We start from the raw sequence: 17,568 nt of genomic DNA on the forward strand, positions 1-17,568 counted from the left end.
GTCTATCGGTGGATCGCCGGTCGCCGCTACCGATGGTTCGGCCGCAGCGCCGTCTGCGCGCTGCCGGATGCCGAGCAGCGCGGGCGCGTCCTGGAGGGAGGAGATTCGCCATGACCAGACCCAAGCCTATCTATGTAGAGCTTGAGATCGCTACGGATATGGATACGTTATGGGAGCATACCCAGGTGCCGAGTTTGCATGAGCAATGGGATTTGCGTTTTAGCAGCATCGAGTATTTGCCGCGCTCGTCTGCCGAAGCGCCGCAGTCGTTTCTCTATCTGACACGCATCGGTTTTGGTCTGGCGATCCGTGGGACCGGCGAGACCCGGGCCAGCCTGACGAGGAACGGCCGGTTGTCGACGCTTCGCTTCGGTTCGGAGCAGCCGCTCTCGCTCATCCGCGAAGGCGCGGGCTACTGGCGCTACGAGCCATTGCCCGAGGGGCGCGGCATTACGTTTGCGACCCGCTTCGATTACGAGACGCGCTTCGGCTGGCTTGGCCGCTGGCTGGACCGCCTGTTGTTCCGGCCATTGTTCGGCAGGGCGACAGCGTGGAGCTTCGACGCGCTGCGCATCTGGATCGAGCGGCGCATCCCGCCTGCGGTGACGATCCGGCTGACGTTGCTCCACTATGCGCTCGTCCTCTTGCTGGGGGCGCTGTGGGTGTACCAGGGGCTCGTGCCCAAGCTGCTCTACCCCGAGGCGGGCGAGCTGGCGCTGCTGCAGCAGACCGGGATCGCCGCAGGCTTCGAGCGATCGGCCTTGCCGGCGCTCGGCTGCGCACAGATGCTGTGGGGGGCGGCGACGGTCGTCTGGCATCGCCGCCGCTGGATGTATCCAGGCCAAGCGCTGCTCATCCTCGGCTTGACCTTGCCAGCGCTCTGGCTCCAGCCCGAGCTGCTGCAGCAGCCGTTCCAGCCGCTCACGCTAGCTCTGGGCATGCTGGGCATCGCGCTGGGAGCAGGGCTGACGAAGCGTTTCGTGCCGCAAGCGGGCCGTTGTCGGCGTACAGAGTCAGCGGCGCGTGGAGAGAGGAGAGGTGACGATGCCATCGATCTATCAGCAAGCGTTAGGTGACGACTATGAACGGCTGCACCCCCGGATACGCGAGCGGTTCGGCTTGCGGAGCGAGGCTGGCGTCGCTTGCATCGGCCGCGGCGTGATGGACCGCGTATGGTACAACCGGCTGGCTGCGCTGCCGCTGGCAGTCGGCGCGCGGCGTCATCTGATGTTCCCGCAGGCGGGCGAGCAGGTGCCCTTCACCGTACACAACTATGCGTATACGGATCGCTGGGGCCGCGAGACGGTCAGCTGGGTGCGCAAGTTCCGCTTTCCCGGTCGTCTCCGGCAGTTCGACGCGACGATGATCTACAGCGACGAGCGCGGTCGCATCGTCGACTACCTCGGCAATCGTCAGCACCTCGCCGTCGATCTGGAGCTGTCCGTTGATCCGCGCGGCGGCATCCGCATCCGCTCGGGCGAGCAGCGTTGCTACGAGGGGCTGCTGCAGTTCCGCTGGCCGCAGCTCTTCACCGGCGCCGCCGAGGTGTGCGAGTGGTACGACGATGCGGCGGATTGCTACCGGATCGAGGTCGACGTCACGAGCCCGCTGCTTGGCCCGGTGTTCCGGTACGCTGGCCGGTTCCAGGCGGAGTTCGTGAAGTGTCCTTCTTCGGCGCTGCCGCTGGATATTCAGCCGCTTCGAGAGGAGCGGCGCGAGTAGTGAGGTATATTACCTCTGGCGTTCACAAGACATTCCTTTGCCAAATGAGCTCAGTTGAGATATAATCAAATGAGAATCATTCTAAACTAGCGTGTCTGGAACGACAAACGGAGGTGTTGGATATGATACCTATAGTCGAAGAGCTCGGCAAGATCAACCATCAGCTGAAGATGAAGGGCTACAAGCTGACTCCGCAGCGCGAAGTGACGGTGCGGGTGCTGCTGGAGAACGAACAGGATCATCTGAGCGCTGAGGACGTATATATGCTGGTCAAACAGAAATTTCCCGAAATCGGTCTGGCGACGGTGTACCGGACGCTGGAGATGTTAACGGAGCTGCAGATCGTCGAAAAGGTCAACTTCGGCGACGGCGTCGCCCGCTTCGATCTCCGCAGCGACGACCATGCTCATATGCATCATCATCTAATCTGCCGCGACTGCGGAGCGGTGCAGGAGATCAAGGACGACTGGCTGCAAAGCATCGAGGAGCGAATCGAGCGCGAGTTCGGTTTCCTCGTCAGCGACCATCGTCTGGACTTTACCGGCGTGTTCAACAAGTGCGCGAAGACCAACAAATCGGAGTGCCGCAAAAAACGCAAGGCTGTCTAACTCATAAGCAACCGCAAAGCTCCTTGAAGCATAGGAGCGGACACGATGCAGCGCCGATTGTCGGGCTTACCGGCAAGGCGCTTTTTGTGCTACAATGAATGGAAATGCTTGTCAGTCTACAGGAGGGATACGATGATCAAATACAGCAACAATCACGCGCTGGAAGCAGCTGATGTGGCAGAGGTGTTCCGGGCATCTGGCATGAAGCGGCCCTATGACGATCTGGATCGCATCCAGCGCATGATCGACCAAGCCGATGTGCTGATCACCGCATGGGAGGACGGCCGGATGGTCGGCGTGGCGCGAGGCATTACGGACTTTAGCTATTGCTGCTACCTGTCCGATCTGGCGGTCATCGCAAGCCACCAGAAGCGCGGGATCGGCAGGGAGCTGATGGACCGCGTCCGTCAAGCGATTGGCGAGGAGTGCTCGCTTGTGCTGCTGGCCGCGCCGGGCGCCGTATCCTATTACCCGCAGCTCGGCTTTGAGCGCTCGGAGCGAGCCTATGTGCTGGCAAGAGGGCGCTGAGATACGATGCCATTTACGTTTGCCCATCCGTTGTATGCTTTGCCCGCGCGCCTCGTTGTCCGTCGTCTCAGCTTGAGCGGGCTGGTGCTGGGCAGTATGGCGCCCGACTTTGAATATTTCCTCGCGCTGGAGCCCTATGCGACAATCGGCCATACGTGGCGAGGCTTCTGGCTGCAGGCGCTGCCGCTTGGCGTTGTGCTGGCTCTGACCTTTCATTATCTGGTCAAGCGTCAGCTGGCCCGTCATCTGCCGTCGCTCGGGGCGCTTGATCGACGAGCCGCAGCATTGGCGGCCGCTTCGACGAATTACAATCGCTTGCGTGACCGCATCCTGGCGGGTCTTAACTTCTTGCTGGCACTGCTTATCGGCTTCATCTCGCATATTGTGGTCGACGGTTTCACGCATCGCGGCGGTTATGCGGTCGTCCGCGCAGCCTGGCTTCAGCGCGAGCTGGGCGGCTACCCGGTGTACAAGCTGCTGCAGCACGGTTTGTCTCTGCTCGGACTTGCGGTGCTGACGGTGCTGATACTGCGGGCGCTAGCAGCCGTCAGGCTGACGACTTCCTCACCTTCGCTCCCCGTCTCGCGCAAGCTGGTCTATTGGGCCATCTTAGGTGTGGTTGCGCTCGCGACGCTCAGCCTGAAGCTGCTCCTGACGGACAGCGACAATCTGCTTGGGATAACGGTAGTCAGCACGCTCTCCGGCGGGATGCTCGGCATCGTCACGGCTTCGGTCTGGTCGGCCTGGTTCGTGCGTCGGCACACATAGCTTCGCAGCATCGAACTCATCGCAAAAAAAAGGCGGGCCGGGAAAATCCCGGCACACCTTTTTGCTGCAGCTTGTCCAGCTCTTTTATTTCTTTTCGGCCAGATAAAGCGAGATGTTGATAACCTCGTCTTCGGAGATCTTGCCCTCAAACCCAGGCATACCGTTGCCGCCATTCATAATGGTGCGGTAGATTTGCTCCTTGGTCAAGGTCGAGCCGATCTTGTCGAGAGCAGGGCCCATGCCACCTTCGAGATTGCCGCCGTGGCAGCCGATGCAGTTTTGCTGGCTGAGCAGCGTCTCTGCGGCGCCGGCGTCAATGTCGCGTACTGGCACCTCAAAGGCCGCTTCCTGCTCCGCCTCTTCCTTGCTAGGCAGGGTGAACAGGATTAGGTAGATACTGAGTAGTCCAGCCAGACAGAAAACCCCGAACATCGTCCATTTGTACATATACAAGCTCCTTTCTTCATGCTAAAATTTTATTCAATACATTCCAGTACATAAGTGAATCCGTCATGCAAACGCGAGCAATGGTGCCGGTACACGCGCCGGATCTTTCCTGGGTATGTAGAATATCAAAGTAATCGATGCGCAACAAGGAGTGATCATGTGAAATCAAGAAAAAGCAGCAATTGGTTGTTCCTCGCCTGGGCGGCTTCCGTTATCGCCACGCTGGGCAGTCTCTACCTGAGCGAAGTGCTCCACTATGTTCCCTGCAGTCTGTGCTGGTATCAGCGCATCTTTATGTACCCGCTGGTGCTCCTGCTCGGGATCGCCACTGCGCGCGGCTCTTCGGTTATTATACCCTATGCGCTGCCGCTTGCAATCATTGGCGGCGGATTTTCCGTCTATCACATCATCATCCAGCATATTCCGAAGGACTCTGCACTGGCCAACGCCTGTGGCGCCGTCTCTTGCGCAGAGGACTATCTGAACTGGTTCGGGTTCATTACGATCCCGATGCTGGCCCTGGCGGCATTCATCATTATTATAATTGCTCTGCTGCAGGTTCACAAGCTCGAGAAACGTTACGGCTACTAAAATCGGGCCTTTTGAACAAAGGGAATGGACGAGGAAAGGAAGGATTATGAACGATGCAATTCCGGCCATGTATTGATCTTCATCAAGGCAAGGTAAAACAAATCGTCGGCGAGACGTTAAATACCGAGCAAAAACCAATTATCGAAAATTTTGTGTCCGAGTACGGATCAGCCCATTATGCGTCCCTTTTCCAACGAGATGCGCTGCAAGGCGGTCATGTCATCATGCTGGGCGGCGGCAACGAGCAGGCTGCGACGGAGGCGCTGCAGGCGTATCCGGGCGGTCTGCAGATCGGCGGCGGCATCACGGCGGATAATGCGGCGCGTTACCTGGAGCTGGGAGCGACGCATGTCATCGTTACCTCCTATCTGTTCGAAGGCGGGGAGCTGAATGAACGCAACTTGCAGCGCCTGGTCGCCGAGGTAGGGAAGGACCGGCTTGTCATCGATCTGAGCTGCAAGGCCAAGGATGACGGCTGGTATGTCGTCACCAAGCAATGGACAGTCTTCAGCAGCTTCGCGGTCGACGAGACGCATCTGCGTCAGCTCGCCGAATATTGCGACGAGTATCTGATCCATGCCGTCGATGTCGAGGGCAAACGCTCCGGCGTTCAGCGGGATCTGGCCAAGGCGCTCTCGGAATGGACGACGATCCCGACGACGTATGCGGGCGGCTGCCGGTCGCTGGACGATCTGGAGCAGTTCCGCGAGCTGACCGACGGCAGACTGGACATTACGATTGGCAGCGCGCTCGATATTTTCGGCGGCGCACTGTCTTATGATGAGGTTGTGGCGTACAATCGCCAGTTGGCCCGATAAGCATCGCAAAGGCCGCGCTTCCTTACGAGGGAGCGCGGCCTTTGCGTTGCGGCATCTGTGCGATTAGCGAGCATGTAAAGTCTATGAAAATGTTTTCCTGGCTAGCTGTCCGGGTATGGAATGCTATAGCGCGTAATAGTTTTACAACTTGGAAACAAGTCGACACGATGGCGAGATATGAGAGCCCTATACTCAGGTCCAGAGATAGCAGGATGAGGAGGAAGGCATATGAAACTCTCAAAAACGTTAGTAGCGGCAGGTCTGGTCATCGCCTGCACCGGTTATCTGGCGCTGGCCCAGACGCCGCTCGATCAATGGCTCATCAAACGGGCCGCCTCGGAACCGATGGTTCAATCGATAAAAGGCGCGGAGATCCAGCCTGCTGCTCCGTTGTCAGTCGCATCGGCGGCCTCCCAAGCCAAAAACGCGCTGGAAAACGCGTTGGCGGCAATGATCCAGACCAACCGGGCGGACAAGACGATCGACAAGCAAGGCGGCAAGCAGGTGGTCACCAACCAGACGAGCATGCTGGTCCTCGTCAACAAAAAGCGCGAGCTGCCGGCCGATTATGTCCCTTCGGACTTGACGGTCCCGGACGTGCCCTTCACCTTCAAGGAGGATCATCCGAAGAAGCGGCTCCGCAAGCCGGCGGCCCGCGCCCTCGAGCGGCTGTTCGCAGCGGCGGAAATGGACGGAATCGAGCTGAAGGCGGTCTCGGGCTATCGCTCGTATGCAACGCAGAAGGCGATCTTCGAGCGTAATGTCGAGCAAAAGGGCGAAAAGGAGGCCAACCGGACAAGCGCCCGGCCGGGCCAAAGCGAGCATCAGACCGGTCTGGCGATGGATGTATCGAGCAGAAGTGTAGGCTACGGTCTTGTCTCGTCGTACGGCGAGACGAAGGAGGGCAAATGGTTGCGCAAGCACGCGCCGGAATATGGTTTTATCATTCGTTATGAGCAGGGAATGGAGAAGAAGACCGGATATGATTACGAGCCCTGGCATCTGCGCTTCGTCGGTATCGATGCGGCCAAGCGGATCGCGGAGAAATCGTTTATTCTGGAAAGCTTTTTGGCGGGGTAGCCCGCGGGGAATTATCGGGTCGATGCATAAGATAGCGGCAGCTGCGGATAATGGAGGTAAAAAAGGTGGCTGATCTCCATGTGCGAACGATTTTCGTTGACCGCTGATATTGCCGAACTGCAACATGCTTTTGGTCTGACCCAGATTCTTACCCCTTATCAAAGGCGTTACAATATTGCCCCGTTGCAGCAGATCCCCATCGTCATCGGCAGCCGTCACGAGCGGAAGCTGGTCGATTCGAGATGGGGATTGTTCCCGTATTGGGCCCCAGACTCGGTGAACGCCGACTTTGACTCCGTTAGCGGCAAGAAAATTTTCGAACGTATCTTGAAACGACAGCGTTGCATCATTCCGTGCAGCGGCTTTTACAGCACGCGCACCGAAGGCAAGGATAGCCGCTCCGTAAGGATCGTACTGCGAGAAAAGGCCGTCTTCGGCATGGCCGGGTTGTACGAGACTCGCGTCGATCCGCGCGGCGTCAAGCATCGCACCTTTACCGTCATTACAACAACGCCGAACCGCATCGTCTCCGAATATACGGAGCGGATGCCCGTCATCCTCGAGCGCGAGGATATGGAGCTGTGGCTGGACGCCGACGCGACCGACCCGACGCTATGGCAGACGCGGATCTATCCATACGCCGCCTCGCGGATGGACAGCTATCCGGTGAACCCTCGTCTCCAGCAGGACGGGATGGACTCGCCGGATTGCATCGTTCAATATGAGCCTGGCGCGCTCACTGTGAAGCGCTAGGCTCTCGGCGGCCCCCCGCGCAGTCTCTGTGAGCGGAGTCTAGCGACAGGACGGCGGTAGGAAAAAGCCGTCTCTGCTTTGACAATCGTCCCCGCTTCCGTGGATAATGGTGGTTACACCTGATTTTACGGAAATGGGGGCTTTTTTGGCATGAAAGCATTGGTATTGGCAGAGAAGCCGAGCGTCGCGCGGGAGCTGGCGCGCGTGCTCGGCTGCCATCAGAAGCAGCGGCATCACTTTGAAGGCGGGCAATATGTCGTCACCTGGGCGCTCGGACATCTCGTGACGCTGGCGGAGCCCGAGGACTACGACAGCAAGTACAAGAGCTGGACGCTGGAGGATCTGCCGCTCCTGCCAGGCAAGATGGAGCTGAAGGTGATGAAGGAGACCTCCCAGCAATTCCGGGGGGTGGCTCAGCTATGCAAGCGGAGCGACATCCAGGAGCTGATCATCGCCACCGATGCCGGTCGGGAGGGCGAGCTCGTCGCCCGCTGGATTATGGAGCTGGTCCGCTGGCGCAAGCCGTTCAAGCGGCTCTGGATCTCCTCGCAGACCGACCAGGCGATCCGCGATGGCTTCCGGTCGCTGAAGCCCGGGCGCGACTATGATCCGCTGTATGCCTCCGCCGTCTGCCGCGCCGAGGCCGACTGGCTGATCGGGCTGAACATGACCCGCGCCCTGACAGTCAAGTACAATGCCCAGTTGGCCGCCGGTCGCGTGCAGACGCCGACGCTCGCGATGATGATGACGCGCGAGCGCGAGATCGACAGCTTCCGGCCTCAGCCGTACTGGACGGTCAGCGCTGACCTGGGCGGCTTCCAGGGCGCATACCGGACTCAGGAGGGCCATGACGGCCGTCTATGGGACCAGAGCGAGGCCGAGGCGGTAGCTGCGCGCCTACAAGGCAAGCAAGCCCGAATAGACAAGCTGAAGACGTCGCACAAGACGGAGCCGCAGCCGCTCGCCTACGATCTCACCGAGCTGCAGCGCGACGCCAACAAGCGGCTCGGCTTCTCTGCCAAGCAGACCTCTACGGTGCTGCAGCGGCTCTACGAGCAGCACAAGCTCGTCACCTACCCGCGCACCGACTCGCGCTACCTGACGAGTGACATGGCGCCGACGCTCAAGGGCAGGCTGGAGAGCGTGGCGGTAGGGCCTTATACCTCGCTGGCGCGCAAGGCGCTCCGCCAGCGGCTCCAGATCACTGGCCGGATCGTCGACGACAGCAAGGTGACGGATCACCATGCGATCATCCCGACGGAGCAGTACGTGCAGCTGGGCGCGCTCAGCAACGAGGAGCGCAAGCTGTATGACCTGATCGTCAAGCGCTTCATCGCCCTGTTCTACCCGGTCTATCGCTATGACGAGACGAGCGTCGTGCTGCGGGCGGGAGAGGACGCGCTATATGCGCGCGGACGGATCGAGACCGATGCGGGCTGGAAGGAGGTCTACGGCGCCTCCAACGCAGTAGCGGAAGAGGACGAGGAGGAGGGAGCGCGAGAGCAGGAGCCGCAGCAGCTGCTGCCGGCGCTCCAGCACGGCCAGCAGCTCAGGATCGCCAGCGCCAAGGCGAGAGGACTGCAGACGCAGCCGCCGCCGCGCTACACCGAATCCGCGTTGCTCTCGGTGATGGAGAAGCACTCGCTCGGCACGCCGGCGACGCGAGCGGACATCATCGAGAAGCTGCTGCATACGGATACGATCGAGCGAGTACGGGGGCGGCTGCAACCGACGGGCAAAGGCAAACAACTGATCGAGCTCGTCGTCGAGGAGCTGCGCAGCCCGGAGTTGACTGCGGAGTGGGAGCGGGAGCTGGAGCGGATCGCGCGCGGCAAGGGCAATCGCGAGCAGTTCATGGCCGGCATCCGACAGCAGGCGGAGAAGTGGGTCGGCGAGGTGAAGGCGGAGACGCGGGAGTACAAGCCGCATAATCTGACGCACTCCCGCTGTCCCGAGTGCGCCAAGCCGCTCATGGAGGTCAAGAGCAAGCGGGGCACAACGCTCGTCTGCTCCGACCGCGAATGCGGATATCGGCGGTCGGCGGAGCCGGCGCTTTCGAACAAGCGTTGTCCCCAGTGCCGCAAAAAGATGGAGATCCACACGGGCAAGGCAGGCAAATACGCCCAGTGCAGGCCGTGCAACTTCGTCGAGAAGCTGGATGGCGAGCGGAGCGGGGGCGGTCGTCAGCATCGTCGCCAGCAGGAGCAGCTCGTCCAGCAATACAGCGACAATGTCTCGCTCGGCTCAAGCCTGGGCGACGCGCTCAAGGCGGCGCTGGAGCAGCAGGACAAAAAATAGGTTCGGCGGAACGGAACATTGTCGACATGACACGGCTGGCCGACTTATCTTGTCGGGATCATCAACTGCGCCAATCCCAGGAGCACCAGATGGCCGGGGTAAAAGCTGCGCCATACCCAGCGAGGCAACGGGATGCGGTCAATGGTGCGAAAGACGATCGGCCAATAGACGAGCAGCGCCGTAGCAACGATGCTGTACAGCTGCGTCTCCCAATGCTTCGTCAGCAGCGTCGATAGATTAAGCAGCAGATGCAGCAGCAACTGCATCTGCCCCCGGCTGTAGCGATAGATGAGCACCAGCGCTAGCCCGTAATAGCCGTAGTTGAAGCTGAACGTCTCGAGGATGTAGGCGGCGAGGGCGACGATGGCGACCATCAGGACGGGATGGGACCACCGCTGCATCGCCACCAGCGCCAGCAGACTGACCAGCAGCGTGCCGACGACGTTGATGTCGTCGGAGTGCAGCGCCCATTGATACGGGAGCTGCGAGAGGACGGCGATTACAGCCAGCCGCACGATGTACCGCTTCATGTTGGAGGTATGGTGGAAGCCGAGCACCAGGGCGTACGTATACAAGGGGAAAGCGAGTCGGCCGATAATCCGCCATAGCGAATCCTGCGGGAAAAATACCAGGCCGATATGATCGATCAGCATCGTCAGCATAGCTACGATTTGCAACGCCAGCACCGCCTTTCATCAAACCGTTGGTATTGTCAGTATACGCGGAGGACGACGATTTCAACAAGTCGGGGGAATTGGTTAAAACAGTTGCAGCGAGGGGCAAGATATGAGTACAATGGGTATTGACAACTATCACTCAGACAGCGATCAGCCGAGCCGTATCCATTCTGAAGCCTTGGAGGAAACCGCTATGGACAATTGCACGCTGGTGAACAAGCCCTCGCTAAATTTGACCGGCCTGAGTTACTCCGGCCCCTACTCAACCCTGCCGGAGCAGGCGATTCGACTGCAGAGCGAGTTCCTTGCACGAAAGCACGAGTTGAACAATGATGTCAAGTCCTCCATCGTGTACAGCCCGTTTCACGGCAATGAGGTATTCGCTACTTACTGGGCTTGCTTTGAGACGGCGCATCTGGAGGAAGTCCCGGAAGGGATGGTCCAATTTACCGTGCCGGAGCATGCCTATGCCATGGTCACCTGCACCAATGAGAGAATGGGGGAGGGCTACGAGCAGATCGCAGCCTGGATGGCCGAGCACAAGCTCCAGAAGGATGACAACGCGGTGACGATTGAGGTTTTTTATATCGATGAGCATTTGGAGGAAGAGCCGGTAGATATCCTGATCCCGATCAAGGAAGCGGCTTTGCCCCGAACCTAGCATACAAGTGCGAGCTGCGTTCGCGAAGAGCGACAAGCAGCTCTTTTTTCTGTGACCGGCTCGTGATATTCGGTTATTAAGAGGTGTCGACATGACCGATGATTGGCGTCGCTCACTGCTGCGCGGGACGACGGCAGGTCTGCTGTCGGGCGTCGCGCTTGGCCTGCTGCTCAAGGCGATCGAGCAGTGGAGCGGCAGCAAGGTGTATACGTTATTGTTGAATGTAGATTTTATCCCCTGGTTGCCGGAAGCGCTCCCCGAATGGCTCGAGTTCGCCATGCATCTGGTCGTCGCAGTGCCGCTCGGCTGGGCCTGTGCGTACCTGGCGGTCCGTTACGGCCGTCCGCTGCGCTTCGGGGCTGCGACAGGGCTGGCAGCCGCTGTGCTGACCTGGGCGCCGCTGACTGCACTCTCCGACCGCACGCCGGACACCGCTGACATCGGCGCGCTCCGCTGGTGGCTGGCTGCCCATCTGATCTACGGTCTGGTGCTCGGACTAGCGCTTCGACGGTTAATGTCCCGGCGAGAGGTGAGGAGGTAAGAGGCTATGGCCTATCTATACGGAGCCAGGATCATGCTGCGAGAATATCGACCGCTGGATTTGCCCTATATGCGGGCGTGGGTCAACAATCCTGCCATCACGTCCTCGCTCTCCGATGTGTTCCTGTATCCGCATACGTTACAGGAGACCGAGCAGTTCCTGCAGCGGGCGATGGAGGGGGAGGAGAGCCACCGCGGGTTTGTGCTCGCGCACCGGGACACCGAAGCCTATATCGGTCAGATCGATCTGTTCGAGATCGACTGGAAAAACCGGACGGCCGAGTTGGGTATCGTCATCGGCGATCCGGCCGATCATGGACGCGGCTATGGTCGCGAAGCGATCGGCGTACTGCAGCAGTTTGTTTTCCACGAGTTGAACCTGCATCGTCTCCAACTGGAGGTGCACGAGGATAATGCTGCCGCGTTGGCGTGTTATCGACATTGCGGCTTCCGTGAGGAGGGGCGTCAGCGGCAGCGTCATTATCGGCATGGTCGTTACACCGATCTGGTGCTGATGGGCATCCTCCGCGCAGAGTACGAGCAGCAGCTGGATGCCGCACGGCAATCGAGGAGGATGGCGGAGTAAGGGTTCAGACGGAGCCGGGCCGGGTATAGGAGAGAGAGGGATGCCAGGGCATCCATATTGACTCCGCGCAGCGGTGAGCTGTGCGATCCCGGGAAGGAGACAACCGTACATGAATCCACACGAGGCGGATATCGACGGCTACACTTTAATCCAACTGCCGGTCAGTGATTTGGCGAGATCGGTTGCGTTTTATAAGGATCTGCTAGGTTTTGTCGAGGAGAACCCGCAGTCGGAGCAGAAGAGCAGCCGATTCCTTCGCATTCGCAATGGCGGCGGCGAGGATGGTCGGGGAGCCGGCCCGACGCTTCATCTGATGGTGACCGATGCGATCAAGCTGAAGCCGACCCAGTGGGAGATCGAAGGCCAGCCGATTCATGCGCTGGAGCTGCATTCCAAAAACATCCGCGCGCTGCATGAGCGGCTGACGGATGCTGGCGTCCGGATCATCGAGAAGCCTTATTTCACCCCTCCGGCGGGCGGCTACCTGAAGTTCCTCGATCCCGATAGTCACCTGATCTGCATCAATCAGGCGGAGGAGTATACGACTAACGATGATGTGCAGGCTGAAGCCGGCGTCTGACCTGGCGTGATGCAGATCCAGCGCCAATATGACCGAGTTGCGCCAGTAAGGGCGGCCGGGTCGCCGAGTGCGACCCGGTCGCTTTGTTGTGCATAAAAGCGGTTACGGCGCATGACTCTGTCAATCGATGGCGCAAAGCGGTATAATTGAGGCAAACCCAAAGGCCGGATAGGAGGCAATCGGATTTGAAAATTTTGCAGGCGCTGTTTTTCCCGCCGGAGCAACCGGGCGGCGTGTCGTCGATGGTCCCCTATGTTCAAGAACGATTTCAGCAGATGGGCTGGCCAATGGATATTTTCTCCCTGCCCAAACGAATTCGCAACAAGGGCCACGAGGACGTTCAGTTCGTCACGTTTGACATCGCTTCTTATGCAGGCAGCTCGATTGTGGAAAAATACATTCAGACCTACCGCGACTATGTCTGGTGGACCCGTATGCGAATCAAGAGCAGCTATGATCTGATCCATGCCCATCACCCGATCGCTGCGCTGGTCATGGAGCAGGTATTCCCGGACACGCCGGTCGTGATGACGATCCACTCCAGCTACGAGCGCGAGCTCATCCTGAACGGCCGCATCCAGGAGGGCAGCCAGGAGCATCGGTTCCTGACCGCGCTCTATGGCGAGCTGGAGCATCGGATGGACGGCCTGATGACGGTCTCGGCGTCGTTCCGCAGCTATCTCGCGCCTTACCTGCAGCATCCCGAGCGCGTGCGCGTCATCCCCAACGGCTTCGACGAGAAGCGATTCCGTCCGATCTCTCACGAGAATGCCGTGCCGCAGCTGATCACCGTATGTCGGCTCGTCCCGGCCAAGGGGCTGGATATCCTCCTGCGCGCCTGCGGCGAGCTGAAGCGACGCGAGATTCCGTTCGTGCTGCATATGATCGGCGACGGCCCGATCCGCGAGGAGCTGGAGCAGCTGGCGGTGGAGCTGAATCTGTACGATGATATTATATTCTATGGCTATATGCTGCATCCGGAGGAATTCATGCCGTTCTTCGATATCTTCGTGCTGCCCTCGCGCGCCGAAGCCTTCGGCTCGGTATTCGCCGAGGCCGCGCTCTGCTGGCTCGCGCTCGTCGGCACCGACGTGGGCGGGATTGCGGAGCAGATCCAGGATGGCGTCAACGGCCTGCTCGTCAAGCCCGAAGATCCGATAGCCTTGGCCGAGGCGCTCGAGAAGCTCATCTCCGACCCGACCTATCGCTACAACATGGCGCGGGCGGCATGGGAGCGGGCCAAAAAGGACTACTCCCTGCAGCGCGTCATCCTGCAGATGCGCGAGTTCTATCTGAACAGCGTCTCCGAGGCCGCGCCGAGCAGCGAGTCAGAGTCCTAGGCTGCGTCGACGGATAATCAGGAAAAGCCAGCCAAGGCTGAATAAACCAAACAACGGGTACAAGGTCGATACCAACGGGCCGAAGCCGATCTGGCTGGCGGCATAGCAGAACGCGAGTATCGCTAGGATCAGCAGCTCGCGCGGCCAGCGCAGACGCTCGCGCAGCTGCAGCGATAAGCCGTAAATATCGGCGATCAGCGTGGTGAAGATCTCGGCGAAGATGAGGAAAATATATATTAACTGAATCGTGCCGCCAAGCTCTCTGGCGATCCCGCCCATCGGGATGGCGAACTGAGAGATGCCGGGCATGTACAATGACAAAGCAACATGTCCGACCAGCAGCATAAAGCCGATCCCGATGCCGCCGATCCAGGCCCCGGCGACGATGACGCCGCGGTCCCGGATCCTCGCCCCGAGCGGTACGAGCACCGCCTGCGCCATCGACAGGTTAAACGCCGCATAGAGTAGCGGAGACGCCCACAGCGCCCAGGGGGAGTAGTCGCTGCCGAGCAGCAGCCATCGATCGGAGCCGGGCGAGCGGATCGTATCAACCATGATGATCGCCGTGAAGAGGAGCATGATCGGCACGACGATTGTATTGACGACGAGGATCGCCTGCATGCCTTTGCGCAGCAGCAGGAAGCAGCCCAGCAGCGTGATCAGCAGTCCGGTCTGGTAATGCAGTCCGAGATGCTCGTTGAAGATCGAGCCTGCGCCTGCCAGCATGACCGCCGAGACGGCCAGCAGGACGACCAGCATGAAATAACTGACCCAGCGTCCGGCCTTTGGACCGAACAGCGTCTTGTTGAGATCCTCATAGGAACGCGCGCCGATCTCCGAGGCGATCAGCATCATTTTGGCGCCGAGCCAGACGAACATGGCGGTCGAGATGAGGATCGCGGCCGCTCCCCAGGCGCCGAAGCGCGTGAAGAACTGCAGGATCTCCTGACCGCTGGCAAATCCTGCTCCCACGATCGTACCGATGTAAGTGAGAGCGACCTGAAGCGTTAATCCCAGCCTCCGCATGGCTGTCCCTCCTCTCATCCACTCTTACTAGCGTATGAGAGTACAGGGACAGGCATGACTGCGCGTGCCTAAATGATCGTCGGACAGGCGTCAGGCGTGGCTAAAAAGCTTGATGGAGAGAATTTCGCGGTTTTTCGGGTCCATATCGAATTTGAGCAAGGCGCCTTTGGCCTTGTAGCCGATGACGTAGCTCGTATGGGTCGTCGGCTTGCCCAGCGCCTCTAGCACATCGTCTTCGAAATCGCCGATCCTCACGCCATTCAGCCCGGTTCGAACGCCCGATTCATACACCTCGATGAAGCGGATCTGCTGATCCTTGCCGTAACCGACGGAGAAGCCGTTATAGCTGCTCACCGTGATCGCCTCTTCGCCGTCCTTCAGCGTATAGGTGTCGTTGGCAGCGCCGAACTGTTCATTAGCTTTGACGATCGACTCGCCGATCGCCAGATTGATCAGCTGCGGGGCGCCGGTATTCCATTTTTCTTCGATGACGCCGGCGGTCACATTGTCCTCCGGAGGTCTGACGTTCTCGCCCGTCCCCTGGCTCTTGCCGCTCTCATCGGGCAGGGGCAGCACCGGCTCGTCGACCGGCGGCTGTTTGTCGTAGGATTGCTGAGGGCTGTCCGCGCCATCTGACGGATCGTCATCGGCAGTCGGCGGTTGCTGGGTCGTATCGGGACCGGCTTCGGAGGCTTGTCCATCTGTGCCTGGCGAACCGTCCGTCGGCTGCTGGCAGCCGGATAATGCGAGGAGCAGGGCGGTGCTGACGGCGATCAGCCGCAGCGATTGCATCCAGTCGTATGTACGCATCGTCAAGTTCGACCTCCTGATTGACTCACGATGATGTATAACCAAGGGATTAGGCCCATAGCCTAATAGAAATAAATTTGCAGGTTTCACGCCGATCAAGTTGCGCAAGCGCCCTCGGCTGTGGTAACTTATCCAAAAAAGGTCTTCCGGTGAAGGGAACGTGAAACTCATGGAATTGCTAAAAGAACGCATTTTGCGCGAAGCTTCGATCTTGAATAGCGATGTGCTCAAGCTCGACGGCTTGCTCAATCACCAGGTCGACCCGGTGTTAACGATGGAGATGGGAAGAGAATTCGCCAGAAGATTTGCCGAGGAGAATATCACCAAGGTCATCACAGTAGAATCCTCCGGGATCCCGGTGTCCTTCGCGGCGGCGCTGACGCTGGGCGTACCCTTGCTGTTCGCTCGTCGCAAGAAAACATTGATCGCCGACCCCGACGCGCTGTCGGAGCGCGTGCCATCCTTCACTAAAGGTATTGTAACAGATATTATGGTCTCAAAGGAATATCTGACCGCTGAGGATCGTGTGCTTTTTATCGACGATATTATCGCCAACGGCGATGCGGCGCGCGGGCTGATCAAAATTATCGAGCGTTCCGGGGCGGCGCTCGCCGGCATGGGCGTCGTCGTCGAGAAGACGTTCCAGGCAGGTGGCCGTACGCTGCGAGAGCAGGGGATCCGAGTGGAGTCGCTGGTTCAGATCGCTTCGTTGGATGGCGGCCAGATCACGTTCGTCTAAGGCTGGGGCGGCCGCTCTTTCCTCAGCCGCCATTTTCCTTTATAATGAGCTATAGTGGCCGAGAGGAGGCAGAAAAGAATGGGAAATCCACAATTTTCCTTGGAGTTTTTCGAATCCAAGTTAGCAGATGCCAAAGTTCATTTCGAGCGTGCGCTCGATTGCAAACACACGGAGTTTGACGATCTCTATCCTTACATGATCGAGCATCCGCAGTTTTTCTGGTACAAACGTTATGTCGCCTGGTCGGAGCTGCTCACGATCGTCAAGTTGGGGGAAGAGCTCGAGTTGGATTGGAAGCCGCATTTCACCGAGCGCCAGCGCGAGTATATCGGGAAGCGGGTCATGTCCTCCCGGGTGCTGGACGAATGGTTCGAGACGAATGATTCCAAAGAGCATGTTGGCTAAGCGCCGACTCGAATAGCAGCAATGCACGACAAAGACCTCGGGTAGACGGATCCACGCGCTCTGCACGAGGTCTTTGCTTATCTTCACTTCGAAAAGGGGGATCCGGGTGGTATCGGACAAGCAGTTGGACCACTACCGGCAGGAAGGCATCAAGGTGCGCGTCGTCCGCGACGAGATCGCAGCCAATGACGTGCTCGGCATCGTGGTCGCATGGAACGAAGAACAGGTCATGATCCGCAAGCCTAGCCGCCGGATCGTCAAGCTCAGTCGCTCGTATACGTATGAGCCAGCCGAGCTAGAGCGGCACCAAAACGAATCAAAGGAGGAGGAGTAACGATGAAGTGTCCGGTGTGCGAGGATGTTCGTATGCGAGAAGTGGAGAAGGACGGCGTCATGATCGATGTCTGTCCGGACTGCAAGGGCGTGTGGCTCGACCGGGGCGAGCTGGACAAGCTGATGGCAGGCGTGCGCGAGATGAGACGCGAGCTCGGCGAATGGGACACGTCCTCGGCGAGCCCGAACAGCGAGAGGTCTGGGCCAAGCGTACCGAGCTTCGGCAACGGAGCTCCCGACTACGCCGGACAACGGCAG

General features: G+C 59.3%; 22 protein-coding genes and 1 pseudogene. 19 read left to right on the plus strand and 4 right to left on the minus strand.

Features of this window, described 5'->3' with window-relative positions:
• The first annotated feature begins 110 nt into the window (after positions 1 to 110).
• The 5 genes from PA598K_RS13755 to PA598K_RS13775 all read left to right on the plus strand — a co-directional run bounded on the left by PA598K_RS13755 (position 111) and on the right by PA598K_RS13775 (position 3,626).
• Complete coding sequence (locus tag PA598K_RS13755) at positions 111 to 1,076, plus strand: DoxX-like family protein (RefSeq protein WP_128657522.1); 966 nt, start codon at positions 111 to 113, stop codon at positions 1,074 to 1,076.
• Complete coding sequence (locus tag PA598K_RS13760; RefSeq protein WP_128657523.1) at positions 1,045 to 1,722, plus strand: DUF4166 domain-containing protein; 678 nt, start codon at positions 1,045 to 1,047, stop codon at positions 1,720 to 1,722. Before PA598K_RS13755 ends, PA598K_RS13760 begins: the two co-directional genes overlap by 32 nt.
• 122 nt (positions 1,723 to 1,844) lie before the next feature.
• A complete protein-coding gene (gene fur / locus PA598K_RS13765; RefSeq protein WP_128657524.1) occupies positions 1,845 to 2,330 on the plus strand; it encodes a ferric iron uptake transcriptional regulator in 486 nt (161 codons plus the stop codon).
• Positions 2,331 to 2,462: 132 nt separating this feature from the next.
• On the plus strand, positions 2,463 to 2,858 hold the full coding sequence (locus PA598K_RS13770) for a GNAT family N-acetyltransferase (RefSeq protein WP_128657525.1): 396 nt from the start codon (positions 2,463 to 2,465) through the stop codon (positions 2,856 to 2,858).
• 6 nt (positions 2,859 to 2,864) lie between these two features.
• Positions 2,865 to 3,626 (plus strand): DUF4184 family protein, encoded by a 762-nt coding sequence (locus PA598K_RS13775; protein WP_128657526.1) that lies wholly within the window; start codon positions 2,865 to 2,867, stop codon positions 3,624 to 3,626.
• Between the two features lie 84 nt (positions 3,627 to 3,710).
• Here PA598K_RS13775 and PA598K_RS13780 read toward each other — a convergent pair whose 3' ends face one another.
• Positions 3,711 to 4,073, minus strand: a complete 363-nt coding sequence (locus tag PA598K_RS13780; protein ID WP_128657527.1) for a c-type cytochrome — start codon at positions 4,071 to 4,073, stop codon at positions 3,711 to 3,713.
• Between the two features lie 159 nt (positions 4,074 to 4,232).
• On the opposite strand from PA598K_RS13780, the gene PA598K_RS13785 reads away from it, so the two are divergent.
• The 5 genes from PA598K_RS13785 to PA598K_RS13805 all read left to right on the plus strand — a co-directional run bounded on the left by PA598K_RS13785 (position 4,233) and on the right by PA598K_RS13805 (position 9,613).
• Entirely contained in the window at positions 4,233 to 4,664 is a 432-nt protein-coding gene (locus tag PA598K_RS13785) for a disulfide oxidoreductase (RefSeq protein ID WP_128657528.1), read from the plus strand.
• A 53-nt stretch (positions 4,665 to 4,717) separates the two neighbouring features.
• A complete protein-coding gene (gene hisA, locus PA598K_RS13790) occupies positions 4,718 to 5,482 on the plus strand; it encodes a phosphoribosylformimino-5-aminoimidazole carboxamide ribotide isomerase (RefSeq protein WP_128657529.1) in 765 nt (254 codons plus the stop codon).
• Between the two features lie 228 nt (positions 5,483 to 5,710).
• Entirely contained in the window at positions 5,711 to 6,562 is an 852-nt protein-coding gene (locus tag PA598K_RS13795) for a M15 family metallopeptidase (protein WP_128657530.1), read from the plus strand.
• 78 nt (positions 6,563 to 6,640) lie between these two features.
• Positions 6,641 to 7,315, plus strand: coding sequence for an SOS response-associated peptidase (locus PA598K_RS13800; protein ID WP_128657531.1), 675 nt, complete (start codon positions 6,641 to 6,643; stop codon positions 7,313 to 7,315).
• Between the two features lie 150 nt (positions 7,316 to 7,465).
• Positions 7,466 to 9,613, plus strand: a complete 2,148-nt coding sequence (locus PA598K_RS13805; RefSeq protein ID WP_128657532.1) for a DNA topoisomerase III — start codon at positions 7,466 to 7,468, stop codon at positions 9,611 to 9,613.
• Positions 9,614 to 9,657: 44 nt separating this feature from the next.
• Here the strand turns inward: PA598K_RS13805 and PA598K_RS13810 are convergent, their stop codons facing one another.
• Positions 9,658 to 10,290, minus strand: coding sequence for a TraX family protein (locus tag PA598K_RS13810; protein ID WP_128657533.1), 633 nt, complete (start codon positions 10,288 to 10,290; stop codon positions 9,658 to 9,660).
• Positions 10,291 to 10,483: 193 nt separating this feature from the next.
• Here PA598K_RS13810 and PA598K_RS13815 point away from each other — a divergent pair, with 193 nt between their 5' ends.
• From PA598K_RS13815 to PA598K_RS13835, 5 genes are all read left to right on the plus strand, one after another.
• The gene (locus tag PA598K_RS13815) at positions 10,484 to 10,951 is read left to right on the plus strand and encodes a GyrI-like domain-containing protein (protein WP_128657534.1); all 468 of its coding nucleotides are present in this window, start codon (positions 10,484 to 10,486) and stop codon (positions 10,949 to 10,951) included.
• A gap of 91 nt (positions 10,952 to 11,042) precedes the next feature.
• Complete coding sequence (locus PA598K_RS13820; protein WP_128657535.1) at positions 11,043 to 11,492, plus strand: DUF6789 family protein; 450 nt, start codon at positions 11,043 to 11,045, stop codon at positions 11,490 to 11,492.
• Positions 11,493 to 11,498: 6 nt separating this feature from the next.
• Positions 11,499 to 12,077, plus strand: coding sequence for a GNAT family N-acetyltransferase (locus PA598K_RS13825; protein ID WP_128657536.1), 579 nt, complete (start codon positions 11,499 to 11,501; stop codon positions 12,075 to 12,077).
• A gap of 109 nt (positions 12,078 to 12,186) precedes the next feature.
• Positions 12,187 to 12,657, plus strand: a complete 471-nt coding sequence (locus PA598K_RS13830) for a VOC family protein (protein ID WP_128657537.1) — start codon at positions 12,187 to 12,189, stop codon at positions 12,655 to 12,657.
• Positions 12,658 to 12,842: 185 nt separating this feature from the next.
• The gene (locus PA598K_RS13835; protein ID WP_128657538.1) at positions 12,843 to 13,997 is read left to right on the plus strand and encodes a glycosyltransferase family 4 protein; all 1,155 of its coding nucleotides are present in this window, start codon (positions 12,843 to 12,845) and stop codon (positions 13,995 to 13,997) included.
• Here PA598K_RS13835 and PA598K_RS13840 read toward each other — a convergent pair.
• Together PA598K_RS13840 and PA598K_RS13845 are read right to left on the minus strand one after the other, a co-directional pair.
• On the minus strand, positions 13,986 to 15,023 hold the full coding sequence (locus PA598K_RS13840) for a YkvI family membrane protein (protein ID WP_128657539.1): 1,038 nt from the start codon (positions 15,021 to 15,023) through the stop codon (positions 13,986 to 13,988). The genes PA598K_RS13835 and PA598K_RS13840 overlap by 12 nt on opposite strands.
• A gap of 90 nt (positions 15,024 to 15,113) precedes the next feature.
• Positions 15,114 to 15,839, minus strand: coding sequence for a hypothetical protein (locus PA598K_RS13845; RefSeq protein ID WP_128657540.1), 726 nt, complete (start codon positions 15,837 to 15,839; stop codon positions 15,114 to 15,116).
• 163 nt (positions 15,840 to 16,002) lie between these two features.
• Between PA598K_RS13845 and PA598K_RS13850 the strand changes: the two genes are divergently transcribed.
• From PA598K_RS13850 to PA598K_RS37950, 4 genes and pseudogenes are all read left to right on the plus strand, one after another.
• Positions 16,003 to 16,572, plus strand: a complete 570-nt coding sequence (locus PA598K_RS13850) for a xanthine phosphoribosyltransferase (RefSeq protein ID WP_128657541.1) — start codon at positions 16,003 to 16,005, stop codon at positions 16,570 to 16,572.
• A 78-nt stretch (positions 16,573 to 16,650) separates the two neighbouring features.
• Positions 16,651 to 16,977, plus strand: a complete 327-nt coding sequence (locus tag PA598K_RS13855) for a hypothetical protein (protein WP_128657542.1) — start codon at positions 16,651 to 16,653, stop codon at positions 16,975 to 16,977.
• A gap of 106 nt (positions 16,978 to 17,083) precedes the next feature.
• Positions 17,084 to 17,311: a hypothetical protein gene (locus PA598K_RS13860; RefSeq protein WP_128657543.1), complete on the plus strand. Its 228-nt coding sequence runs from the start codon at positions 17,084 to 17,086 to the stop codon at positions 17,309 to 17,311.
• Between the two features lie 2 nt (positions 17,312 to 17,313).
• Positions 17,314 to 17,475, plus strand: a pseudogene (locus PA598K_RS37950) (TFIIB-type zinc ribbon-containing protein); the annotation flags it as partial.
• Between the last annotated feature and the right edge of the window lie 93 nt (positions 17,476 to 17,568).

The sequence above is a fragment of the Paenibacillus sp. 598K genome, assembly GCF_003851045.1.
Classification (GTDB): Bacteria; Bacillota; Bacilli; order Paenibacillales; family Paenibacillaceae; genus Paenibacillus_D.